Genomic DNA, 21,570 nt, shown 5'->3' with positions numbered 1-21,570 from the left:
ATCGTCAGGTGGTGATCCCGAAGCGTTCGGCGAGTTGGCGACGGGTGTCGGCGGCGCTGGTGTGCAGCACGCCCTCGATTCCGATCCGCGCCGCTCCGTCGAGGTTCTGCTGCAGATCGTCGATCATGACCGCCTCCTCGGGGTCGATGCCGAGGCGTTCACATGCGATCGCGTAGATCCGCCGGGAGGGTTTGCGGATCCCGACCTCGGCGGAGATGACGATCACATCGGCGACAGCGGCGAGTTCGACCCCGTCATAGGTTCCAGTGCCGAAGGAATTCGACACGAGCGCAACGGGACGGCCGGCGGCCCGGAGATCACCGAGCAGCGCGAGCATGTCCTGGTCGATCGACATTGCCGCCTGCATGCGGGCGGTGAGCCCCTCGGCCACCACGTCGGCGCCGTGTGCACGGAGCCGTTCGGCGAATCCTCGCTCGAATGCCTCGGCGTCGATACGGCCGCACTCGTGGTCGACGAGGAGGGTGCGTGATGCCTCGTCCCGGCGGAGGAGGTCGAGCGGCAGGCGTGGGTCGCCGCCGAGCGAGGCGCCGAAGTCGGTGAAAGCCTGCAGCACACTGGAGGTGATGACCCCACCGAAGTCCGCGAGGACCGCGGTTCGTGCCTTCTCCGTCACGGTCGGCACCTCAGGCAACCTCGAACAGTCCGGCTGCGCCCATTCCGCCGCCGATGCACATCGAGATCACCACGTACCGGACGCCCCGGCGCTTGCCCTCGATGAGGGCATGCCCCACGAGTCGGGCACCGGTCATTCCGTACGGATGGCCGACCGAGATGGCGCCGCCATTGACGTTGAACCGCTCGGGGTCGATGTGCAGTTCGTCCCGGCAGTACAACGCCTGGGAAGCGAACGCCTCATTGAGTTCCCACAGGCCGATGTCGTCCATGGTGAGGTCGTGCTGCTTCAGCAGCTTCGGAATGGCGAACACCGGCCCGATGCCCATCTCGTCCGGCCCGCATCCGGCAACGGTCATACCCCGGTAGACGCCCAGCGGTTCCAGTCCGCGGCGCTCGGCCTCCTTCGACTCCATCAGCACCGACGCCGAGGCCCCGTCCGACAACTGCGAGGAGTTGCCCGCCGTGACGCCGGAATGCTCGCTCACCTGACCGTCCGGCAGCACCGGCGCCAGCCCGGCCAGGCCCTCGAGCGTCGTCGACGCGCGGTTGCCCTCGTCCCGGGTCAGGGTCACAGCCTCGTCCCGCACCTCCCCGGACTGCTTGTCGAGGACCTTCTTGACGCTGTCGAGCGCGACGATCTCACGGTCGAATCGGCCGGCGTCCTGCGCGGCGGCGGTGCGCTGCTGCGACACCAGCGCGAACTCGTCCTGCCGTTCCCGGCTCACGCCGTAGCGCTCGGCGACGATCTCCGCCGTGTGCAGCATCGGCAGATAGATGTCCGGCTTGTGCTCGACGAGCCAGGGATCCGCCATGCGGTGGGTGTTCATGTGGTCGTTCTGGACCAAGGAGATCGACTCGACGCCGCCGCCGACAGCGACCTGCATTCCGTCCGCGACTATCTGCTTGGCGGCAGTCGCAATGGCCATCAGACCCGACGAGCACTGCCGGTCGATCGTCATCCCCGACACGATGTCCGGAAGCCCGGCGCGCAGAGCGGCCTGACGCGCGACATTGAAACCCGAGGACCCCTGCTGCACAGCGCAGCCGAAGATCACATCCTCGACCTCACCTCCCTCGAGCCCGGCGCGCTGCACGGCGTGCGAAAGGGCATGGGCGGCAAGTTCCTGCGCCGGGGTGTCGTTGAACGCACCTCGGTAAGCCTTTCCGATCGGCGTCCGTGCCGTCGAAACGATGACTGCTTCCCTCATGTCGCCTCACTGTTTTCTGTTGGTCCGGTTCGCCCGGGACCGTCGGGGCCGGAGCTCCGAACGCCGCAAGCCGGCTCGATTGCGCATGTCATGGCTGCAGGGGCGGCAGGAGTCGGCCTGGCCACTCGTTATAGTTGAATTCGACGTCAGATTCAATCAACCTGGAGTCTTGACAGTCCACCTCCTTCCCGGGAGGGTACCGACCAGTCGGTACAATGAGGTGGATCGTGACTCAGCTGAGCATCTCCACGGGTGCGGGCGCGTTCGACGCGATCGTGGCGGGCCCGCCCGGAGGCCGCCCGGTGCTGCTGCTGCACGGCTTCCCGCAGACGGGGCTGGTGTGGCGACGGCAGATCGAGGCGTTGGCCGCGCACGGCTACCGGGTGGTGGCACCCGACCAGCGTGGGTACTCCCCCGGTGCCCGCCCCCAGCGGCCCGAGGACTATCGCATCGGCCTTCTCGTCGATGACGTGATCGCGATCAGTGAGGAACTGGGCTGGCCTGCCTTCGACCTGGTCGGCCATGACTGGGGAGGCGCGGTGGCCTGGTGGACCGCGCACACCCACCCCGGCCGCGTACGCACCCTGACGGTTGTCTCGACCCCGCACCCCGGCGCACTGGCCACCGCCCTGCGCACCGACCAGGATCAGCGCAAACGCTCCCAGTACATGCTCGACTGGCGCGACACACCCGCGACCGAGGTGCGCATGCTCGCCCACGATGCCCAGGAGCTTCGCGGCTTCTACGACGGAGGGGTCCCGCAGGACAGTGCGGACGCCTATGTGCGCCACCTGTGCCAGCCGGGCGCCCTCACCGCGGCACTGAACTGGTACCGGGCCGGCCGCCCCGACGGCGCGATCGACGTCATCGACGTGCCCACGCTGTATGTCTGGAGCACGGAGGACATCGCGTTCGGCCCGGCAGCCGCGCAGGAGACCGAGCGATGGGTCAACGGGCCGTACCGGTTCGAGACCCTCGAGGGCGTCGGCCACTGGATCCCCGAGGAGGCGCCCGAGACACTGAGCCGCCTGCTGCTGGAACACCTGCGCGCGCACGGCGAGAACTGACCCCGCAGCGAATATCCCGTTCGTCGACTCCGCAGAGGTGACCCCATGGAGACTGCGCGTGCGGCCTGGCGCCGCCTCGAGCCCGTCCACGCAATGATCTACTTCGTCCCCGAGGGAAGGCGACGGTACGCGGACCTGGGCCTGAGCCGTCGCGCCGGGTACTTCACCTCCAGGAGCGCCGCGTTCGGCCGCTCATCCGCCGAACTGGTCATCTCGACCTTCTACAACTTCAACCCCGATGTCGTACGGCAGGCGGTGGACGGAGCCTGGGACGCAACTACACCGCAGCAGGTGTTGGACGCGCGGTACGCAGCAGCGGGGGAAGCCCTGAAACGGGCGGGAATCCATGGGTTGCCCGACTTCGACGAGGTGCTGGCACTGACCCGCCGGGCCGCCGAGGCGGCCTGCGAACACGCCCAGGGCCGCCCGCTGTTCGCCGCGCATGCCGCACTGCCGTGGCCGGAGGAACCGGTACTGCAACTGTGGCACGCACAGACACTGCTCCGGGAGTTCCGTGGAGACGGCCATGTCGCGTGTCTGCTGAGCGAGGGCGTCGGAGGATTGGAGGCCCTGGTGCTGCACGCCGCGACCGGTGAGGTCCCCGTCGACTTCCTCAAGGCGAGCCGTGCATGGCCCGAGGAGGAGTGGGCCGACACCCAGGAGCGCCTACGCACGCGAGGTCTCCTCGACGGCGACTCCCTCAGCCCGGAAGGCGTGCACCTGCGCCGCCACATCGAGGACCGCACCGACCGCCTGGCCCTCCCCGCCTACGCCGTCCTGGGGGACGCCGACTGTGAACGTCTCGCCGAACTCGCCGGCCCCTTCGGCCGCGCCGTCGTCGAAGCCGGCCTTCTCAGTCTCGGCTGACCGGATCTTCGTCCACTCGCCTGGACGTGAAGACACCTGTGTCAGGAACTCTCAGAGGGCGAAGGGGCGTTCAGTCGACCTCGCCGGTCTCACGCAGGATGTCGAGGTCCGCCTCCGGAGCCATCAGCGGGCCGGTCGTACGCGTGACCGGGACGCACGCTTCTCCGGCATCCTCCAACAGCTTCTCCAGGTCCTCGACGCGGAGATAGCAGTCACCGTCGACACCCCAGTCACGCCCCCATGAGTTGCGCAGCCGCACAACGGGCATCGTGCCGTTGTGTCCGTTGAGACGCGCCTTGAACGAGACACCGCGGACGAGGATCGCATGGCCACCGGAGCCACCCTCAGACACCTCGAGCAGTCCGTTCGGGGCCGGCTCCATCATCGAGTCGTACCACTTGACACCGATGACGACGGGGCCGAAGTAGCCGAGCGTGCGCAGTACGTCGTCGACACCGAACGCCCAGCGGTACTCCTCCATGTATCCACGGGCAACGACCGCCTTGGCGCCCGCCAACACCGAAGTACCCTCGTAGTCCTCACCGGGCCATTCATCGAGCCGCTGTGCTTCCCGGTACACCTTGCGCGCGAATCCGTCGTCCACGCCGGGTACCTGCACGGGGGTGGCGATGAGCTCATGGGACCAGGCGAAGCCGACGCAGGCACCCTCGCGGCCCTGATCGAGCCAGCTCGGACAGGCCCATCCGGCCGAGCGCAACGGTGCACGCTCGGCAACCAGCGCCCGAATCGGGAAGTCCCTGCTGCGCTCGTCGAACTGCGGGACCCGGTCAAGGCGCGGATCGATGGTCGTGTAGCCGTTCTTCAAAGGCAGGGCACTCATGTGGCTCCTCGTTTCGCTGCGACGGTCACCAGTTGACCGGAGCCCGCACCGGAGTGCACCCGGAGTGCCTGGTCCTTACGCCAAGCGAGGCGGGTGATTGTCGAGAACCTGGCGTAGGACGAGCGGGAAACGCCCCCTGCGCGTCACGCGGGGCGGCACCGCCGATGACACCTCGGCCAGGAGGCGTTCCACCTCGGCGCCCCAGCACGAGGCGATCACCAGGTCGCGCGCCCGGTCCACCCACAGCAGGTGGCTGCCGCCATTGCCGCGGGCGCAGCGGCCCGTACACGGGGCCCCGGGCCACACCGTGCCCTCGTCGTTGAGCCACCACGACAGGCCGTACTCGGGCTTGACCCGGCAGGGAGTCCACAGCTCCTCGATCCAGCGACGCGACAGGACCTGACGCTCCGCCCATCTCCCGCCGCGCAGACACAGCATGCCGATACGGACCAGGTCCAGGGCACCCGAGTTCGGCACGGCCCACGGGCGTGCGATCACCTGGCGCGCGCAGAGCACCCGCGAGGGCACGGAATCGGCGGGCGGTGCGCCCGGCGCGGGCTGGGCCTACAACGACGTGCGGGTGAACCTGACGGCTCTGGTGCTCACGGTCCTGTTCGGCCGTGCCCTGCCGGACCGGCTGCGCGAGCGGGTCATGACGCCGGTCGGCGCCTCCGACGGCTGGTCCTGCCCGCCACCGCCCGCCCCGCCTGGGCCCGCACGGCCTGTGCGAGTGCTGCCGCGTCCACTCCCCCCAGGGGTCGCCGGCCCGGTCCCGCTCCAGCAGCACCTCATCGCCGTACAGCGATGTCACCGCGTCCACGCCGCCACACACCTCCGTCGTTCGTCAGCGCACATGTCATCCGCCCGGCCACTCGCCGATGTCCCCAACGCCTACCATCAACGGAGCGCGTCCTGAAGGCCGCTCGTGCACGCCCGGGCCCTACTGGGCCTGCGGTCAACGGAGTTGTCGCAGTACGCCCTGGTAGACTTCCCGGCCTCGATCCGCAGCCGTGAGGCCCTGCGGCCATGGACGCGGCAGAGGCCGTCCGGTGGCCGGGGCCGGTCCCGGTGCAAGATCTCCGCTCACGCGTTGGAAGGTCTTGCTGTGGACAGGTTCGAGCAGAGTGAGAAGAAGCCGGTCACCGAAGGCATCTGCCTGCTGACCGTCGTCAGCCCGCGCAGGGACGAAGGCAACAGCCCGACCGGGATCGTCGGCCGGTGCCTGGCCCGACGACTGCTTGCCGTGGGTCGGCACGTGCGGGTGATCGCGGAGCCGGGCCAGTGCGATGGCTGGCCCGACACCGTCGACGTCGTGGAAGGGTCCATCACCCGGCCGCTGGAGTGTGCCCGGGCCTTCGACGGTGTCGAGGCGGTGTTCCTCGCCGGTGCCCAGCCGACGACGGTCCAGGACGCCCTCGCCCTGGCGCGAAACGCCCGCGCCGCCAAAGTCGTCGTGTTGTCGTCGCATGGACCCGAGTACGAGGCGGCCAATCCGCCCCAGACCTGGTTCTGGCTGGCGATCGAGAAGGCGGTGGAGCGCTCGGGCATCGCCTGGACGCACATCCGGCCGTCGGCTGTGATGGGCGCCGTGCTTGAAGGCACCTACCCGGCAACAGGGTCGGACTGGTCCGACACCGTCCGCGCCGACGGGGTGATCCGGGAGGCTTTCCTCGATCAGGGCCACTACCCCTTCATCCACGAGGAGGACCTCGCCGCCGTCGCGGCCGCAGCCCTGATCAGCAACGACTACACCGGGAATGTGGTCGAGGCTGTGGGCCCACCGTTGAGCACACGTTCACGGATACGGAGCATCGCGACCGCTCTCGGCCGCGACATCGGCACGGTCGATCTGACGGCGGACGAGAGTCGGGAGATCTGGCGACGCCGTGGCTGGCCGGACGGTGCGATCGACGTGACCTTGTACGCACTTGAAGAGTACGGCGCCCGCTTCGACGAACTCGTTCAGTGGACGGTCGACCAGCGGCCGTCCGTGCAGGACATCATCGGCCGCCCGATGCGGACTTACGACGACTGGGTGAGCGAGAACATCGACTCATTGCGCTGACCTCAGCCGTGCGGGACGTCCGGGACGTCCTTCACGAACACGATGCCGTCGGTGTCCGCCAAGTGGGCCGGGTCGAACGGGGCGTAGCCGAACCAGGAGGATTCGCGGAGCGCGGGCGGCGTGTCGCCGAGGGCGATGGCCAGGCGCGGGGCGTCGATGACGTAGCGGTCGTCCGGGAGCGCGTACAGGAGCCCTTCGAAGGTGTCGGGGGGCGGGGTGTCCACTCCTCGGTGTCGGATCGTGCCGAGGGTCGTGGCCACGAAGGCGTATTCGGCACCGAGTTGGGCGCTCACCAGTGCACCGGCACTCCACCATTGCACCGGCCCCTCCCACATCTGCATCGTGCTCTTCTCCCGCTGGAGATGGGAGTTGTGGGCGTGGATGAATGCCGGGCCGCGAGTGGCAACGGCGAGGAGGTTGTGGGACATCATCAGATCCCGCTGTGCGCACAGCCGGGTCATGCGCGCCGGTGAGGTGTCGGCCATCCAGTGGTGGTAGCGCAGCAGGCCGGTCGCGGTACGCCCGTACAGGCGTGCCCGGTCCCAGTCGTCCCGCGAGGTCGCCGTGAGCAGGTGAGGGGTCTGGGCGTCGAGTAGCGCGACCAGATCGTCGGCGAGCAGCCGCAGTTGACCGGCGTCGGCGGACCGGCCCACGGACTGGGCCGGGTCCATCATCGCGGCGGGCTCGGTCCACCGATCGTCGGCACCGAGCAGGCGGTCCAGTGTCTCCGCGGTGCAGGGGAGCAGATCCACGTCCACTCGGGCCGCGAGGTAGCCGTGGAGTGCGCTGAGGGCCTGTCGGGGGCTCGCGGCGCCGGTGATCTCCAGCGGGCCGTCGAAACCCGCGAAGCGGAGTTGCTCGGACGCGGGCCGGCCGTCGTTGTGGGCGCGCATCCAGCGCACGAGCTCGCGGTTGCCCGTGTGGGCGCCCCAGCCGTGGCTGAACCCGTGCTCCATGACCTCATCGACAGACCCCCTGCCGGAGGTGACGTAGTCGTCCACGACCAGGCCCATCATGCAGTCGCTCTCGATCGCGATCGTCCGGTAGCCCTCCTGCTCGACGAGTTGCCGGAACAACTCGTTGCGCAGTGCGAGCAGCGTGTCCTCCCCGTGGGTGGGCTCGCCCAGGGCGAGCAGCCGGGGCCGGGCGGGCAGCAGCCTCATGAGTGCCGCAGCCTGGAAGGGTTGGACGGCATCCTTGATGTGAGTGGGCATGCCTTCAACGGTATCGTTGAACCTTCGGTTGAAAGTTTCACGCGATATCGGCAGGAGCATGGGGCAAAACCTTCAAACCGGGGAACGGCTCAGGCCGGTTGATCTGGCGCGCGGGCACGGTCTGTCCACGCAGGCGGTCAGGAACTACGAGGAGGCCGGCATCCTTCCGGCCGCCGGCCGCACACCCCACGGCCACCGCACCTACACCACGCTGCACGCGGGGGCCCTGCGCGCCTTTCTCGCGCTGGTGTCCGGGCACGGCCACCGGACGGCGACGTCGATCATGCGGGCCGTGAATCGGGGCGCGGACGACGAGGCGTTCCGTCTCATCGACGAGAGCCACGCCCAGCTCCTCGACGACCGGCGGACCGTCCAGGCAGTGGAACGCGCCCTGCACGACCTGGCGCCCACTACAGCGGCCGAGCCCGGTAGGGAGTCCGGGCCGGTCGCGGTGTCCGGGCCCGGCGGCACGTTCATCGGGCCGCTGGCGGAGGAACTGGGAATCCGGCCCGCGACGCTGCGCAAGTGGGAGCGCGTCGGGCTGGTGACGCCTCGCCGTGACCCGCGGACCGGGTACCGCCGCTACGACGAGACCGACGTGCGGGACGCCCGGCTGGCCCATCAACTCAGGCGGGGCGGCTACCTGCTGGAGCAGATCGCCCCGCTGATCCGCCAGGTGCGGACGGCCGGCGGTCCGGAACCCCTGGAGGCCGCGCTGTGTGACTGGCGCGGCCGACTGTCCGCCCGCGGGCGGGCGATGCTGACCGGGGCCGCGGAGCTGGAGGCGTACCTCCGTCAGCGCGGATGAGAGTTCGGTCGCCCATGCGGGATCAGGCGGCGAAGCCGATGGTGGTGACGTATTCGTACTGGCCCCATTCGGAGCCGAGGTCGACCACCGCGTCGCTGGTCCATGCATCGTCCAGGGCCTGCTCGTCATCGCGGGTCCAGGCCTCGATGACGCGGTCCCAGTGGCGGACGTTGAGGGTTCGGAACTGTACGACGCGCTGGCGGGGGCGGTCGACCTGGGACTGGTTGAGCGGGTGGAACTCGACCCGGGTACCGCGGCCTTCGCGGTTGAGGCGGGCCAGCAGGTAGCGGGAGACATTGTGGCGGCGCACCACGCGGTAGGCGGTCTCGATGCGCGCCAGGTTTGCCCTCGATGGGCTTCGTCTGCCGTCCAGCCAGGCCTTGAGGGTGCGGTCGGTGACCGTGAGGCCGGCCTCACGGGCTGCGGTTCGGGCGTGGTCGGTGCGGGTGAGGTAGTGCAGGCGGGCGAGCAGGCCCCGGCGGGCGGTCACGGGGGTGGTGATGAAACCGGTGAGTGAATCGAGTTGGCGGGCGACTGCCTCGTGGCCTTTGATGCCGCGAGCCCCGTACTTCCCGAATTCGATGTTCTCTCCGGCATCCGGCCCTGCCTCCCGCACCTGACGTAAGCTCACCTACTTCACTTCCGCCATAATACCGCAATTCCCGTTCCTGCGTTACGAGTTCCGGCATCAAGCTCAGCGAATTCTGAAGCAATTCCGCTAGGGCTTCCCTTCCGAATTCACTATCTGCCGAACACTTTCAAGTGGCCCGGGGATTGCGGGCACGCAATGCGCGACCGTCCATGCCGAGGCCCTCGCGGAGGGAGGTGTTGAAGGAGCCGAACTCGTTGCGCACCTCCTGCAACCCGGAGTTGAGGTACTCGGGGCGGACGTCGAGGAGGGGCTTGTAGATCTTGGCCTGTTCGGCGCGGAGGACGCGCTGAGCCGCCGCCGCGCTCGGCAACGAGGTCGAACCACGGCCGGTCGGCGGCAGCCGGACCCCGCACCATGACATCACCCCGTGCACGACCCTATGGATGGCCGGCAGATTCCGCCGTGACGGCAGCCTGTGCCGCTGGCGTCCGCCTGAAAGACGTCAGAGCTGCGCGATCGCCGCTTCAGCCGCTGCCTTGATCCGGGCACCGAAGGCGTCGGCATCCTTGCGGGCGGCGGTGAGCGCAAGGCCTACCAGGAGCTTGCCGACGCCGTGGCCCTCCAGGACGTTGTAAATGCGGACCCGAGTCCTGCCCCCGGTCAGTGACTCCAGGTCGTAGCCGCCTTCGCGGGCCGTGACGATGTTCTTCGACACCTCCGCCCACCGGATTCGCACCGGGGCTTGGAGGTCGGTGACGCGGAACTCCCTGGCGGTCTTCATGCCGGCGTCCTTGACCGTGCTGCGGAAGACCGTGCCGACGGCGGTCGGGGCGTCCGGAACCCGCTCGATCCCGAGCACTCGGGGGCTGAACTGCGGATCGTTGCGTCCGTCGGCGAGGTACTCGAACACCGCCTCGACGGGTCGATCGACCTCGACCGTCGCTTCAAACTGTCCTGACATCAGCGCTCCTCGTATCGGCACCGTGACCCTATGGGACCACCGAGCATCTCGCGAGGCGAGGAGCGCAGCAACGAGGGCGGCCAACTGGGCAGCACGGCAGCGTGCGCCACCAGGCCGAACGGGTCGGGCCGCGACGGGTCCCGACCGTGCCGGTTCATGCGCCGGCGGGAGCGGGCGGATAGGCGAACATGGTGGGCATGGACGCGTTCACCGGCAGGCTCGACCCCGACATGTACGTCGTCACGGCCACGGCCGGGGACGAGCGGGCGGGCTGTCTCGTGGGGTTCGCCTCGCAGTGCTCCATCCGGCCGGTGCGGTTCGTGGTGTGGCTGTCGAAGGTGAACCGCACATATGAGGTGGCCTGTGCGGCCGACTTCCTCGCCGTACATCTGCTGACCCGGGAGCAGCAGGAACTCGCCGCCTTGTTCGGTGGCGAGACCGGTCACCAGGTGGACAAGTTCGCGCGTGCGGCTTGGGCCCGGGGGCACAGTGGGGCCGCCGTGCTGCAGGACGCGTGCGCGTGGTTCGTCGGCAGCGTCGAGCAGAGAATCGACGCCGGCGACCACGTCGGCTTCGTCCTGGATCCCGTGCAGGGCAGCGAGGGCGGGAAGGCCGACGGCCCGGCGCTACTGCGGCTCTCCGATGCCCTTTCCATTGAGCCCGGGCATCCGGTGGACTGAAGGGTCCACGCCCCCAGCCCTACCTGGTTCGGTACGCCCGGAGAAACGTCCGCACTCCCTCGACGACGAGCGGCCGGACACGGGCATCCTCCGTGGCGTTCGCCGAACCGAGCCTGTCCAGCGCGACACCGAACGTCAGCGCGATGAACTGGTCGGCCGCGAGGCGAGGGTCGGGGACCTCGAGCAGCCCGGCCGCGGCGAGGGCGGCGAATCGCTCGGCAATCGCCTCGTCGGGGGTGTCGGCCATGGAGTTGTACCCCCGGTGCGGCAGGTGAGCGGATTCCGCCCGGACCAGACGTTGCAGGGTTGCGTACTCCGCCGAGCCGAGCATGTCGGTCGCGATGCGCATCGAGAACGTGACTAGGGCGTCCTCGAGTTCGGCGTCCTCGGTGAGACCGGTGAGGGTGTCGTCGAGAGTGCGCCGGATCGTGGCGACCAGTGACTGGCCGACGGCGTCGACGACCGCTTTCAGCAGCGTCTGCTTGTCGCCGAAGTAGTCGTAGACCGTCCGCTTGGACACCTCGGCCCGGGCGGCGACCGCGTCGACGCTGGACCGGTCGAAGCCGTCGGCGAGGAACAGTTCCTGGGCCGCCGAGAGGATGGCGGCCCGCTTCGGCGTGGACCCCTCGCGCAGTGTCTTCGTGGTCGGCATGGGTACATCGTAACCGTCCTACACTGCACGGTGTAGTGTAATCTCGAGCTCGTGGCACGGGCCGCACTCGTACATCCGCTCCGCCCGGCGAGCCGTTCATGCGCCAACTCGGCTGCCACTGCCCCGGGTTGCACCGGCAGCACAACGCGTGCGGCCGACCCCTCACTCGCCCGGCAATGACGGAAAGGACGTCCATGACCGCAACGCTCGCTCCCCCGGTCCGCATCGGGAGGGCCGCTGTCGGGGCCCTCGGCATGCTGGCAGTCGCCACCGGTGCCTTGGAGTCGGTGGTGACGCCGACGCTCCCGCTTCTGCAACGGGAGCTGGACATGAGTCCCGCCGAGGGGGCGTTACTCAGCATCGTGCTCCTCATCACCGGCGCGCTCATCACACCGGTCGCAGGCAAGTTAGGCGACCGCTATGGCGGAAAACGGGTCCTGATACGGCTGATGGCGGTGGTCTCGGCCGGTGGCCTGGTGTCCGCCCTGGCACCGAACTTGCCCGTGCTGCTGCTCGGCCAGGTACTGCAGGGTGCGATGGTGGGCGCGCTGCCTCTGTCGTTCATCCTGGTGCGCGAACACCTCCCCGCGGGCGAGTCGAAGGTGGCCATCGGGGTGGTCAGCGGGTTGTTCGTGGGCGGCGGGATGGCGGGAACGCTGTCGGCCGGGCCCGTGGCGGAAGGGCTCTCCCGGCACTGGATGTTCGCGCTGCCGACGATCGCGGTCATCGGGGCCACCCTGCTGGTGAACAGGCTGATGCCGCATGATCTGCCGGGCCGGTCCGGCCGGTCGGGCGGCGCCGGGGTCGACTGGCCCGGCCTGGTTCTGCTGAGCGGGACGCTGGTCACACTCATGCTCGTGCTCGCACTGGCACCCGACATCGCCTCGCAGCCACTCGTGCTCGGCGCCCTCATCGTGGTTCTGGCCGCGTTCGTGACCGGATGGATCGCCGTTGAGCGTCGTGCGGCCGAGCCGATGGTCGATCTGCGCATGCTGGCGCGGCCCGCGGTGTGGAGGTCATGCGTGCTGACGTTCGTGATCTGCGTCGGCACCGCCGTGCCGGTCTACCTTGTCCCGCAGCTGTTCGCGGTGTCCTCCGACGAGTACGGCTTCGGGGCAGGCGCCACCGAGATCGGCTTCTATCTGCTGCCCGGCGCCGTGGCCGCGTCGCTGGCCGGGCCGCTGGGCGGGATCGGGGCGCGGCGTTTCGGCTCGCGTGCCGTGGTCACCGCCGGGATCGTCATCATGGCCGCCGGGCTCACCGCCCTGGCAGCCGTGCACACCGAGGTCTGGCATCTCGTCATCGGCAAGATGATGATCGCGCTTGCCAACGGCCTGTGCGTCACAGCGCTCGTGACCAGCACCGCCACAACCGTCGAGCAGAGCGACACCGGCATCGCCACCAGCCTGGTTCTGGTGACTCGCGTGCTCGGCTACGCCGTGGGTGTGCAGGTCAGTGGCGCCATCCTCACCGCCGGGACCCCCTCCGGGTCGGATGTCCCGGCCGAATCGGCCTTCGTCACCGGCTTCGTCCTAGCCGGCGCCGTCACGGTGCTGTGCCTGCTTGTCGTCCGGACCATGAGCAAAGGAGTCAAGGAATGAGGCGCACGGACCTGCCGAGGGAGTCGACGGGGTCGCGGGAGTCGAGGGATGTCCGTACGACGCCGAGGCGCAAGGTCCTGATATCCGGGGCCAGCATCGCGGGGCCCGCCCTCGCGTTCTGGCTCAACCGCTACGGATTCGCCGTGACGGTGGTCGAGAAGGCAGGCGCACTTCGTGGCGGTGGGTACCCCATCGACGTACGCGGCACCGCACTTGAAGTCGTCCGGAGGATGGGAATCCTGCCCCGACTGCGGGACGCGCACATCGACCTGCGCCGGCTGACCTTCCTCGACAGGGACGGCAGCGAGGTGGCCTCGGTCAGCCCGCACGCCGTCACCGGCGGTGTCGTGGGACGGGACCTGGAGGTGCGGCGCGGGGATCTGACCGACGCTCTCCATGCGGCGGTCCGTGACGACGTGGAGTTCTTGTTCAACGACTCCATCGACACCCTCGAACAGTCCGGCCACGGGGTCGACGTCACCTTCCGCGGGGGCAGCAGGCGTACGTTCGACATGGTCTTCGGTGCGGACGGTCTGCACTCACGTACCCGCGAGTTCCTGTTCGGCCCCGAAGAGCAGTTCCACCGATACCTCGGCTACTGCTTCGCCGGGTTCACCATGCGCAACACCTTCGGGCTCTCCCACGAGGCCGTGCTGTGGAACACCCCGGGCAGGGCAGCGGTGCTTTACGCCGTGGGGGGCAACGACGAAGTGCACGGCTTCCTGAACTTCTCCCAGCCGGAGCCGCCGTTCGACGCATTCCGGAATCCGGAAGCCCAACGGGACCTGGTGGCCTCGGTCTTCGCCGACGCCGGATGGGAGGTACCGGGCATGCTTGCCGCCATGCGCGATGCGGATGACCTGTTCTTCGACGGGGTCAGCCAGATCCGCCTGCCCCGCTGGTCCAGCGGCAGGGTCGCGCTGGTGGGTGACGCCGCGTACGCGCCCTCGTTCCTCACGGGACAGGGGTCCAGTCTCGCGCTCGTCGGCGCGTACATGCTCGCCGGGTCCTTGGCCGCCCGGGACCACGCCGCGGGCTTCGCCGCCTACGAGCACAACACCCGTGACTTCGTGACCGCGAACCAGGATTTGGTCAGCGACGGGAACGCAGCACTCTTCCCGACCACGGCTCGGGCTTTGGAGCGGCGCAACGACATGCTGCGCAACCTCAGCGCGATGCCCCCCGCGGAGGGACGACCGGCCCATTCGGCCCTCACCCTGCCGGACTTCACGCCCGTGAGGTGAGCACTGGTATGCGGGCCGATCGGGCGTCGTCGGCGGTGGGCCTGGAGGCCGGCGGAGACTCCCCCGGCAGCGTTCGCAGCGGCTCCGCACGCGCTCCCGTCGGCCGTCGGTCGCCACGACGGGCATCCGCCCGTCCCCACACCCACCGCTCGACACTCACAGGAGCAACGGAACCCATGCGTCCGCAGCGATCCGTTCTCGGCGCGGTCGGCACGTGTCAGGGACTGCCGGATTCCGGCTCGCGGAGGGTGATCGCCCCGGAAGGGCACACTCCGGCGGCCATCTGTGCTGCCGCGCGATGGGCGGTGGGTGGCTCGGTGTGCAGCAGGAGCACGCGGCCGTCGTCGGGATCCTGGTCGAAGACCTCGGGGGCGGTCAGGGCGCACATCCCGGCGCCGATGCAGCGCTCGCGGTCGACGTGCAGGTGCGTCGTTTTCATGACTCCGCCTTGTCCCACGTGACGGGGAGGCTCTTCACTCCGTAGATGTCGGCGGTCTCCGGGCGCAGGCCGACCTCTTCAGCCGGTACGGCCAGACGCAGCGTGGGGAATCGGTCGATCAGCGCGCGGAAGGCGACCCGCATCTCGACGCGGGCCAGTTGCTGGCCCAGGCACTGATGGATGCCGTGGCTGAAGGCCAGGTGCCCGGCCGTGTCCGGCCGTTGGAGGTCGAGCGCGTGGGGGTCGGCGAAGCGTTCGGGGTCGCGGTTGGCGGTGTTGTAGGACAGGACGACGGTGGTGCCGGCCTTGATGGTTCGGCCGCCCACTTCGACGTCCTCGAGGGCCGTCCTCATGAACGTCTTGGCGACGCTCAGGTACCGCAGCAGTTCCTCCACGGCCCGGTCGGTGAGCGCGGGGTCGGCGCGCAGCGCGGCCAGTTGTGCCGGGTTCTGAAGGAGCGCGAAGGTGCCGAGGGACAGCATGTTCGCGGTGGTGTCGAATCCGGCGGCCAGCAGGATCAGGCTGATCCCCTTCAACTCCTCGTCGGTGAGATCGCTGTCGGTGAGTTCGCTGAGGACGTCGTCGGTGGGGTTCGCGCGCTTGGCGGCCACCAGTTGGGCGAGGTACTCCTGCGTTGCGGTGTAGGCCGCAATCAGTTCCTCGTCGCTCGTCTCGCCTCCCATGAACGTGTCGATCTGCTCCTGGAACGAGCCCCGGTCCTGGTACGGCACGCCCAGCAGCTCGCAGATGACGATGGTCGGGATGGGCTTGGCGAACGCGCTCACCAGGTCGGTCGGCGGCCCGGCCTTCTCCATGGCATCCAGGCGGTCGGCGGTGATCTGCTCGATGCGCTCGGTGAGAAGTCGCATCCGCCGCACGGTGAACTTTCCCACCAGTGGCTTGCGGTAGCGCCCGTGCTGCGGCTCGTCCATGAGGAGGAACTCGCCGGGCGGTGCCGGAGGAACCTCGAAGTCGCCCACGTTCAGGAGCTCCTTGCGCGAGCTGAACCGCGGGTCGGCCAGGACCGACCTGACCAGGTCGTATCCGGTGATCAGCCAGCCGGGTTTTCCGCCTTCGTGGGTGAAGCGGCTGATGGGCCCGTGCCGACGGGCATCGAGCAACTCTGCCGGCGGATCGAAGGGACAGCCCGACTGACGAGCCGTCGGCAGCGTCGTGACGGTGTGGAGGGACTCGCTCATCGTCATTCCTCATCTCGCGATACGACGTGTTTTACGTTGCTCGAAAGCTACGTTGCATTCACAATCGCGTCAATCTGCTTGAGTGCGTAATACCAGGTGAGCGACGCCAAATTGAAGCAATGACTCTGCCGACAAACGCAACGGCTCGTTGCAATGAATGAAGCCGAAGGCAATGGCCGACGCGCGCGACCCGACGCGGGACCCGCCGGCGACCGACGAGCGACACGACGCGCCGACCCCGACGCCAATCATCACCATCGCATCCGATTTGTCATATTTTCTGATTGTTCTCCGCCGCCCAACAGGAACACCGAGGCCTGCCCTGCCATGCACGACGGACAGCCCAACCGGATGCACCCAACTCACCACCTCCTCTCGCACACCCTGAGGGTCTGCGCCGCCTGCGCCGCCACCGCAGTCGCGGTGTCGCTCGCGGCCTGCTCCGCCCCTGGCACGCCTCACGCGCACGAGGCGCAAACGCCCTCCGTGCGGGCGGGCGCACCCGCCCCCGGACGCGCGGCGCCGCCGCGAGAGAACCTGCGTGCCACTCTCGCGCGAGTGCTCCGGCCGGTCCTGCCGGACGGCGACACGCGGTTGGCGGTGGCGGTGCTCGACCTGGACAGCGCCAACCAGCGGATCACCTCGTCCGGCGAGGACACGACCTTCGTCACGGCGAGCATCAGCAAGGTGAACATCCTCGCGACGCTGCTGCTCCAGGCACAGGACGAGGGCCGCGAGCTGACGTACCCGGAGCGCATGTACGCCGAGGAGATGATCCGGACGAGCGACAACGCAGCGGCTGACGCCCTCTGGCGGTCGATCGGCAAGGCCGAAGGACTCGCTGCGGCGAACGAGCGGCTGGGGCTCTCCTCGACACAGGCCGGCCCCGGCAGCTGGGGTCTCACCCGGACCACCGCAACGGACCAGGTCAAGCTGTTGCGGGCGGTCTTCGCCGAGGGCCTGTCGGCGCCGCCCGCTCCCAGAGGTCTGACCCGGTCGTCCCGCGCCGCCATCGGGAACCTGATGGGCGGCATCACGGACGACCAGGACTGGGGCGTGTCCGCCGCCCGCTCCCCCGGCTCCCGATGGGCCCTCAAGAACGGCTGGCTGCAGCGCAACACGACCGGCCTGTGGGTCATCAACAGTGTCGGCCAGGTCAGGGTCCACGGTCACCGGTATCTCGTCTCGGTCCTCAGCGACGGCAATCCGACGATGGAGAGCGGGATCTCACTCGTCGAACGAGCGGCGAGAGCGGCGATCGGCGCGGCCAGCACACACGCACGGCCTTGGCCGGAGTGAGGGTCCTCGGTTGTCCCGCTCGCGCTCACGGCAGCCCGCAATCGCCCGGGGTTCAGCGCCGCGCTCCGCTCGTATCGCCGCCTACGTCGTAAGAGGTATCGCTGCACCGGCGAGCTCATCCACACGGCGGAAGACGTCGCGACCGGTGACTGACGTGTGCAGGACGGATGTTGAGGAGGGTCGGTCGTGGCGGAGCAAGGGTCGTTCACTCGCTCCGGCGCTGCGTCCCACGACCCCGAATGGAGTTCCGTGATGTCCCGATTCAAGTCGCCCGGCCGCGCCGTACCCCGATGCCGGTCACGACATCCAGGTCACCGTCGACGCCCACGCCATCTTCAAGGGCGTCGGCTGGACCAAGCCCGACAAAGCATGGGGCAGCTTTCGCATCTACCACCGGATGCCTGCCGCCAACGGCGAGCCCGCGAAGGTCAATTGGGGTGACTTCGAGGTCGACTGCCTGACCAGTGGCGGCCCCACCGCCACGGCGACCGGACGCATCGTGCGCACCGGGGGCAACGTCGGTGCCTGGGACGACTATCTGAAACGCCATGTCCGCATGGGGATCAGCTTCTACGTGGGAGACGGCTCGGGCAGCGGTCCCAGCCGCATCGGGCTCTCCGGAGGCACTGCGGACGGCGCGCCTCTGCTGAGCAAATGCATGGCGCCGGCCGCCGACTCCAAGGTGATCAAGGGTGGATACGACCTCACGGACAGAGCCCCTGCCCGGTAGGACTGCTCGTTGAACGGCCGGGGCCCCCGACCCTGATCCGCCTGCCGTCGCGCTCGCCGAACAGCGTCCGCACGTTTCTCCGGGCCGCAGCGCCAACTCCCAAGCAGTTGTGGGTTCTTCGGAGACGATGATGCGCGCTCCGAGGAAATCCTTCATGTGCAGCGGTGGCTCGGCCGTCCTCCTCCCGGACCTGCGCCGTCCCGTCTCGCTGAGGAGTTCCTCCAGTGCGTCCCGCAGGTCGACCTCTTCGGCGAGGCCGCCGGTCACCAGGGCCGTCGCCCACGCCCAGTCACCGAAGGCCGAGGGCGTCACCCGGCGCTCCTCGTCCGGAACATCGGCCAGGGTGTGCAGCGAGCTGCCCAGGGCGCCTTTGGGTTGGGAGAACTTCCCGCCCGTGCCGTCCGGGTGGAGGTCGCTGAGAACGCGCCCCACGTCGTCCGCGAGCTCCTTCATCGTCTCGGTGGCGTAGCGCCACTGTGCGATGTGGCGGCAGAAGAACCGGCCGGGTTCCAGGCGGCGCAGGTCGAACTCATGAAGCGGCGGCTCTGCTCGTCGTACACCCACACGCCGGCATGGTCGTGCGCCCATGCGATGTTCAGCACGGCGATCGGCTGCGGGCGCCCGCACTCGCGCAGTACCAGCCGGCGTACTGCCCGCCCGTGGCGTCCCGGCTCGCGGCGAGCCTCCGGCTGACGGGGCCGAGGACCGTACGGGAGGCGGAGTCCCAGCCCTCCCCCTGCGCCACGTCAATGATCACGTTGGTCTCCGCGTCGGAGAGGGCGGACTCGTCACTTCACATGCCGTGCCGCGGAGCCGCCGCCCGTCACGCGGGTTCGGCCTCCTACGCGGCCAGCGTCTTGTCCTCTCGCGTGGGGCCCTCACGGTCGGCGCAGTACCTCTGCAGCAGTGCATCCGCTGCGAACAGGGCGTCGGCGGCGGTGCGCGCGTCGGTGATCACGCAGAGCGTGTACGTGGCGTCTTCGAGAGCGCGGCTGGTGCGACCGGTGGGGAGCACGTCGTGGGCGATGCGCGCCTCGGCGAACCGGGCCAGCGCGGCACGCAGTTCCTTCTCAGCCGGAAGGAGCATGGCGATTCCTCTCTCAAAGCACAGCTCGCTCGGCGGCCGACGCCGCCGCGAGGCACAGGCTGCATCCATGGCTCACGCCCGTGATCGACACAGAGCAGCGCGAGCAGAACTCCAAGTGCCCCGCCTGGAAAGGTCTATGCCTATAGACCGCCTGGATCCCCCGCTCGGGGGAACGACTGCCCGGCCGGCCTCACCTGCCCGGTCCGGGGTCCGGCCCGACCGGTGATGCGATGCCGGCGCGAGCGGCTTCCAGCTGGGCGGCGAACGCGATGCCGAGGAAGAGCGCGACGGCGGTGAGGTTGGCCCACAGCAGCAGGGCGATGAAGGCGGTGAGAGGGCCGTACAGGGCACCGAAGGCGCCGCTCTCCTTGACGTACAGCGCGAGCAGCCAGGTGGCCGACACCCACAGCAACAGGTGCACGGCCGAGCCGAAGGCCAGCCACGTGTAGCCGGGCTGGACGCGCCGCGGCGACCAGCGGAAGATCACGGCGGAGGCCACCCAGGCCAGCGCGAGCCCCAGCGGGATGTCGAGCACACTCCACCACTGCGGCACGCTGTCCGCCCAGCCGGCGGTGTCCGCCACCGCGTCGCCCACGGCCTCGCCTGCGACGAGCACCACGAACCCCAGTACCAGGGGCAGACCGGCCGCGACCGCGAGAATTGTCGCCCGCGCGTATTTGCGCGGGAAGGGACGGTCACGCTCAATGCCGTAGATACGGTTGGCGCCGCGCTCGATCTGGCCCATGGCGGAGGCGAGGTTCAGCAGGGCGAAGCCCAGACCGAGCCACAGGGCGAGTGTGCTCCAGACATCGCCGTGCGCGGTGCGCCGCGTCCCGTCGAAGGCATCCTCGACGATCTCCGCGCTCGCGCCCGGCACAATCCGGCCGAGCGTGAGCTCGACGACCCGGCCCACGCCCTCAGTGTGCACCGATGTCGCCAGGCCGACCAGCGCCACGGTGCACGGAACCAGCCCGAGCACCACCTGGAAGGCCAGCGCCCGGGAGTTGGTGAACCCGTCCGCGTACCGGAACCGTGCGAAGGAGTCGGTCAGCAGCCGCAGCCCCCCGTAGTGGCGCAGAGCGGCGAACGCCTCGTCTCCGGAGAGCTCCTCCCCGATCATGTCCCGGGTCTGCGGCACGTGGACGGCGGTACCCATGGCCTCGCCCCTCCTGTCGTACGACTGCTCCCTGACCGAATGCCCACCGAACCCGTTCGTCCGACCTCGGATTTCGGGCTTGCCCTGAAGCCGGGTCCACGTCTCGAGCCCGGCATCCCTTGCCTCGCGCGCATCGGCACCGTACGCTCACGGGCCATACCGACCGGATGGTATGCCCGTCGACAGGTCACCGCGAGGACTGAGGAGTCGCCGAAGATGAGCCGAACCAACCACCAGGTGCGCCTGGCCGCGCGTCCCGTGGGCGAGCCGCGGTCCACCGACTGGGAGCACGTGGAGGAGCCGGTCGGACAACCGGGCGACGGGGAGTTCCTGGTGCAGGTGCTCTGTCTGTCGATCGATCCGGCGATGCGCGGGTGGATGAACGCGGGCAGGTCCTACATCCGCCCGGTGGAGATCGGTGAGGTCATGCGCGCCGGTGCGGTGGGACGCGTGATCGACTCACGGCACTCCGGATTCGCGGTCGGCGACCATGTGTCGGGGTCGTTCGGCGTGCAGGAGTACTGCGTGTCGGACGGGCGAGATGTGATCAAGGTCGATCCGGCGGCGGCCCCGTTGCCGACGTACCTCGGCACCCTCGGCATGTCGGGGCTGACGGCCTACTTCGGCCTGATCGACATCGGGCGTCCCGAGCCGGGCCAGACGGTCGTCGTCTCCGGTGCGGCGGGAGCGGTCGGCAGCGTCGTCGGACAGATCGCCAAGATCATGGGCTGCCGGGTCATCGGCATCGCCGGTGGCGAGGCCAAGTGCCGGATGCTGGTCGACGAGTTCGGGTTCGACGCCGCGATCGACTACCAGAACGAGGACATCCGCAAGGCGCTGCGCACCCACGCCCCCGACGGCGTCGACGTGTACTTCGACAACGTCGGCGGTGACGTCCTGGACGCCGTACTGCTGCGGCTCGCACGCGGCGCCCGCGTCGTCGTCTGCGGCGCGATCTCCCAGTACAACAGCGTCAAGCCGCAAGGACCCGCCAACTACCTGTCGCTGCTGGTCAACCGGGCCACCATGACGGGCATGGTGGTCTTCGACTACGCCGACCGGTACGCCGAGGGAATCACCCGGATGGCCACGTGGCGGCAGGAAGGCAGGCTGAAGTCACTCGAGGACGTGGTGTCCGGTGGCGTGGCGGCGTTCCCCGACACCCTCATGCGCCTGTTCCGCGGTGAGAACCGGGGCAAGCTCGTGCTGAAGATCGCGGACTGA

The 21,570-nt window shown here is 69.1% G+C and carries 24 protein-coding genes; 10 read left to right on the top strand and 14 right to left on the bottom strand.

The genetic code is table 11. The features are described from left to right. Nucleotides 1-4 precede the first annotated feature (4 nt). Together ACWGDB_RS02680 and ACWGDB_RS02675 are read right to left on the bottom strand one after the other, a co-directional pair. Complete coding sequence (locus ACWGDB_RS02680; protein ID WP_453820721.1) at nt 5-634, bottom strand: HAD family hydrolase; 630 nt, start codon at nt 632-634, stop codon at nt 5-7. A gap of 10 nt (nt 635-644) precedes the next feature. Continuing rightward, on the bottom strand, nt 645-1,844 hold the full coding sequence (locus tag ACWGDB_RS02675; protein WP_453820720.1) for an acetyl-CoA C-acyltransferase: 1,200 nt from the start codon (nt 1,842-1,844) through the stop codon (nt 645-647). A gap of 227 nt (nt 1,845-2,071) precedes the next feature. Between ACWGDB_RS02675 and ACWGDB_RS02670 the strand changes: the two genes are divergently transcribed. Together ACWGDB_RS02670 and ACWGDB_RS02665 are read left to right on the top strand one after the other, a co-directional pair. After that, on the top strand, nt 2,072-2,911 hold the full coding sequence (locus tag ACWGDB_RS02670) for an alpha/beta fold hydrolase (RefSeq protein ID WP_453820719.1): 840 nt from the start codon (nt 2,072-2,074) through the stop codon (nt 2,909-2,911). A gap of 45 nt (nt 2,912-2,956) precedes the next feature. Next, entirely contained in the window at nt 2,957-3,778 is an 822-nt protein-coding gene (locus ACWGDB_RS02665) for an SCO6745 family protein (protein WP_453820718.1), read from the top strand. Nucleotides 3,779-3,848: 70 nt separating this feature from the next. Here ACWGDB_RS02665 and ACWGDB_RS02660 read toward each other — a convergent pair whose 3' ends face one another. Both ACWGDB_RS02660 and ACWGDB_RS02655 read right to left on the bottom strand, forming a co-directional pair. Beyond that, complete coding sequence (locus tag ACWGDB_RS02660; RefSeq protein ID WP_453820717.1) at nt 3,849-4,619, bottom strand: hypothetical protein; 771 nt, start codon at nt 4,617-4,619, stop codon at nt 3,849-3,851. A 75-nt stretch (nt 4,620-4,694) separates the two neighbouring features. Then, complete coding sequence (locus ACWGDB_RS02655; protein WP_453820716.1) at nt 4,695-5,096, bottom strand: hypothetical protein; 402 nt, start codon at nt 5,094-5,096, stop codon at nt 4,695-4,697. Nucleotides 5,097-5,724: 628 nt separating this feature from the next. Between ACWGDB_RS02655 and ACWGDB_RS02650 the strand changes: the two genes are divergently transcribed. Then, nucleotides 5,725-6,684, top strand: a complete 960-nt coding sequence (locus tag ACWGDB_RS02650) for an SDR family oxidoreductase (protein WP_453820715.1) — start codon at nt 5,725-5,727, stop codon at nt 6,682-6,684. A gap of 2 nt (nt 6,685-6,686) precedes the next feature. Here ACWGDB_RS02650 and ACWGDB_RS02645 read toward each other — a convergent pair whose 3' ends face one another. Next, on the bottom strand, nt 6,687-7,898 hold the full coding sequence (locus ACWGDB_RS02645) for an erythromycin esterase family protein (protein ID WP_453820714.1): 1,212 nt from the start codon (nt 7,896-7,898) through the stop codon (nt 6,687-6,689). Nucleotides 7,899-7,956: 58 nt separating this feature from the next. Between ACWGDB_RS02645 and ACWGDB_RS02640 the strand changes: the two genes are divergently transcribed. Next, nucleotides 7,957-8,706, top strand: a complete 750-nt coding sequence (locus tag ACWGDB_RS02640; protein WP_453820713.1) for a TioE family transcriptional regulator — start codon at nt 7,957-7,959, stop codon at nt 8,704-8,706. A gap of 22 nt (nt 8,707-8,728) precedes the next feature. Here the strand turns inward: ACWGDB_RS02640 and ACWGDB_RS02635 are convergent, their stop codons facing one another. The 3 genes from ACWGDB_RS02635 to ACWGDB_RS02625 form a co-directional block, all read right to left on the bottom strand. Then, on the bottom strand, nt 8,729-9,337 hold the full coding sequence (locus tag ACWGDB_RS02635) for a transcriptional regulator (RefSeq protein ID WP_453820712.1): 609 nt from the start codon (nt 9,335-9,337) through the stop codon (nt 8,729-8,731). A gap of 127 nt (nt 9,338-9,464) precedes the next feature. Beyond that, entirely contained in the window at nt 9,465-9,731 is a 267-nt protein-coding gene (locus ACWGDB_RS02630; protein WP_453820711.1) for a tyrosine-protein phosphatase, read from the bottom strand. Nucleotides 9,732-9,800: 69 nt separating this feature from the next. After that, nucleotides 9,801-10,259, bottom strand: a complete 459-nt coding sequence (locus ACWGDB_RS02625) for an SRPBCC family protein (RefSeq protein WP_453820710.1) — start codon at nt 10,257-10,259, stop codon at nt 9,801-9,803. 188 nt (nt 10,260-10,447) lie between these two features. Here ACWGDB_RS02625 and ACWGDB_RS02620 point away from each other — a divergent pair, with 188 nt between their 5' ends. Continuing rightward, nucleotides 10,448-10,939 (top strand): flavin reductase family protein, encoded by a 492-nt coding sequence (locus tag ACWGDB_RS02620; protein WP_453820709.1) that lies wholly within the window; start codon nt 10,448-10,450, stop codon nt 10,937-10,939. 19 nt (nt 10,940-10,958) lie between these two features. On the opposite strand, the gene ACWGDB_RS02615 is transcribed toward ACWGDB_RS02620, so the two are convergent. Further along, a complete protein-coding gene (locus tag ACWGDB_RS02615) occupies nt 10,959-11,591 on the bottom strand; it encodes a TetR/AcrR family transcriptional regulator (RefSeq protein ID WP_453820708.1) in 633 nt (210 codons plus the stop codon). A gap of 194 nt (nt 11,592-11,785) precedes the next feature. On the opposite strand from ACWGDB_RS02615, the gene ACWGDB_RS02610 reads away from it, so the two are divergent. Both ACWGDB_RS02610 and ACWGDB_RS02605 read left to right on the top strand, forming a co-directional pair. Continuing rightward, nucleotides 11,786-13,192 (top strand): MFS transporter, encoded by a 1,407-nt coding sequence (locus ACWGDB_RS02610; RefSeq protein WP_453820707.1) that lies wholly within the window; start codon nt 11,786-11,788, stop codon nt 13,190-13,192. Continuing rightward, complete coding sequence (locus ACWGDB_RS02605) at nt 13,189-14,436, top strand: FAD-dependent monooxygenase (protein ID WP_453820706.1); 1,248 nt, start codon at nt 13,189-13,191, stop codon at nt 14,434-14,436. The genes ACWGDB_RS02610 and ACWGDB_RS02605 overlap by 4 nt, the downstream gene beginning before the upstream one ends. A 217-nt stretch (nt 14,437-14,653) precedes the next feature. Here the strand turns inward: ACWGDB_RS02605 and ACWGDB_RS02600 are convergent, their stop codons facing one another. Together ACWGDB_RS02600 and ACWGDB_RS02595 are read right to left on the bottom strand one after the other, a co-directional pair. Continuing rightward, nucleotides 14,654-14,875: a ferredoxin gene (locus ACWGDB_RS02600; protein ID WP_383627774.1), complete on the bottom strand. Its 222-nt coding sequence runs from the start codon at nt 14,873-14,875 to the stop codon at nt 14,654-14,656. Continuing rightward, the gene (locus ACWGDB_RS02595; RefSeq protein ID WP_453820705.1) at nt 14,872-16,074 is read right to left on the bottom strand and encodes a cytochrome P450; all 1,203 of its coding nucleotides are present in this window, start codon (nt 16,072-16,074) and stop codon (nt 14,872-14,874) included. The genes ACWGDB_RS02600 and ACWGDB_RS02595 overlap by 4 nt, the downstream gene beginning before the upstream one ends. Nucleotides 16,075-16,632: 558 nt before the next feature. Between ACWGDB_RS02595 and ACWGDB_RS02590 the strand changes: the two genes are divergently transcribed. Together ACWGDB_RS02590 and ACWGDB_RS02585 are read left to right on the top strand one after the other, a co-directional pair. Further along, the gene (locus ACWGDB_RS02590; RefSeq protein WP_453820704.1) at nt 16,633-17,373 is read left to right on the top strand and encodes a serine hydrolase; all 741 of its coding nucleotides are present in this window, start codon (nt 16,633-16,635) and stop codon (nt 17,371-17,373) included. 397 nt (nt 17,374-17,770) lie between these two features. Continuing rightward, the gene (locus ACWGDB_RS02585; RefSeq protein ID WP_453820703.1) at nt 17,771-18,103 is read left to right on the top strand and encodes a hypothetical protein; all 333 of its coding nucleotides are present in this window, start codon (nt 17,771-17,773) and stop codon (nt 18,101-18,103) included. A 595-nt stretch (nt 18,104-18,698) separates the two neighbouring features. Here ACWGDB_RS02585 and ACWGDB_RS02580 read toward each other — a convergent pair. From ACWGDB_RS02580 to ACWGDB_RS02570, 3 genes are all read right to left on the bottom strand, one after another. After that, the gene (locus ACWGDB_RS02580) at nt 18,699-18,860 is read right to left on the bottom strand and encodes a hypothetical protein (protein ID WP_453820702.1); all 162 of its coding nucleotides are present in this window, start codon (nt 18,858-18,860) and stop codon (nt 18,699-18,701) included. A gap of 84 nt (nt 18,861-18,944) precedes the next feature. Beyond that, nucleotides 18,945-19,190, bottom strand: a complete 246-nt coding sequence (locus tag ACWGDB_RS02575; RefSeq protein WP_453820701.1) for a DUF5133 domain-containing protein — start codon at nt 19,188-19,190, stop codon at nt 18,945-18,947. 190 nt (nt 19,191-19,380) lie between these two features. Continuing rightward, nucleotides 19,381-20,346 (bottom strand): YihY/virulence factor BrkB family protein, encoded by a 966-nt coding sequence (locus ACWGDB_RS02570; RefSeq protein WP_453820700.1) that lies wholly within the window; start codon nt 20,344-20,346, stop codon nt 19,381-19,383. A 216-nt stretch (nt 20,347-20,562) separates the two neighbouring features. Here ACWGDB_RS02570 and ACWGDB_RS02565 point away from each other — a divergent pair, with 216 nt between their 5' ends. Next, nucleotides 20,563-21,570: an NADP-dependent oxidoreductase gene (locus ACWGDB_RS02565; RefSeq protein WP_453820699.1), complete on the top strand. Its 1,008-nt coding sequence runs from the start codon at nt 20,563-20,565 to the stop codon at nt 21,568-21,570.

The sequence above is a fragment of the Streptomyces sp. NPDC055013 genome (assembly GCF_053608645.1).
This window is presented reverse-complemented; position numbering and strand designations above follow the sequence as displayed.

Coding starts and splice junctions, on each gene's coding strand:
- ACWGDB_RS02665 (WP_453820718.1), top strand. CDS start 2,957: ATGGAGACTGCGCGTGCGGCCTGGCGCCGCCTCGAGCCCGTCCACGCA.
- ACWGDB_RS02600 (WP_383627774.1), bottom strand. CDS start 14,875: ATGAAAACGACGCACCTGCACGTCGACCGCGAGCGCTGCATCGGCGCC.
- ACWGDB_RS02605 (WP_453820706.1), top strand. CDS start 13,189: ATGAGGCGCACGGACCTGCCGAGGGAGTCGACGGGGTCGCGGGAGTCG.
- ACWGDB_RS02595 (WP_453820705.1), bottom strand. CDS start 16,074: ATGAGCGAGTCCCTCCACACCGTCACGACGCTGCCGACGGCTCGTCAG.
- ACWGDB_RS02575 (WP_453820701.1), bottom strand. CDS start 19,190: ATGCTCCTTCCGGCTGAGAAGGAACTGCGTGCCGCGCTGGCCCGGTTC.
- ACWGDB_RS02585 (WP_453820703.1), top strand. CDS start 17,771: ATGCCTGCCGCCAACGGCGAGCCCGCGAAGGTCAATTGGGGTGACTTC.
- ACWGDB_RS02615 (WP_453820708.1), bottom strand. CDS start 11,591: ATGCCGACCACGAAGACACTGCGCGAGGGGTCCACGCCGAAGCGGGCC.
- ACWGDB_RS02645 (WP_453820714.1), bottom strand. CDS start 7,898: ATGCCCACTCACATCAAGGATGCCGTCCAACCCTTCCAGGCTGCGGCA.
- ACWGDB_RS02570 (WP_453820700.1), bottom strand. CDS start 20,346: ATGGGTACCGCCGTCCACGTGCCGCAGACCCGGGACATGATCGGGGAG.
- ACWGDB_RS02625 (WP_453820710.1), bottom strand. CDS start 10,259: ATGTCAGGACAGTTTGAAGCGACGGTCGAGGTCGATCGACCCGTCGAG.
- ACWGDB_RS02660 (WP_453820717.1), bottom strand. CDS start 4,619: ATGAGTGCCCTGCCTTTGAAGAACGGCTACACGACCATCGATCCGCGC.
- ACWGDB_RS02610 (WP_453820707.1), top strand. CDS start 11,786: ATGACCGCAACGCTCGCTCCCCCGGTCCGCATCGGGAGGGCCGCTGTC.
- ACWGDB_RS02675 (WP_453820720.1), bottom strand. CDS start 1,844: ATGAGGGAAGCAGTCATCGTTTCGACGGCACGGACGCCGATCGGAAAG.
- ACWGDB_RS02620 (WP_453820709.1), top strand. CDS start 10,448: ATGGTGGGCATGGACGCGTTCACCGGCAGGCTCGACCCCGACATGTAC.
- ACWGDB_RS02640 (WP_453820713.1), top strand. CDS start 7,957: ATGGGGCAAAACCTTCAAACCGGGGAACGGCTCAGGCCGGTTGATCTG.
- ACWGDB_RS02565 (WP_453820699.1), top strand. CDS start 20,563: ATGAGCCGAACCAACCACCAGGTGCGCCTGGCCGCGCGTCCCGTGGGC.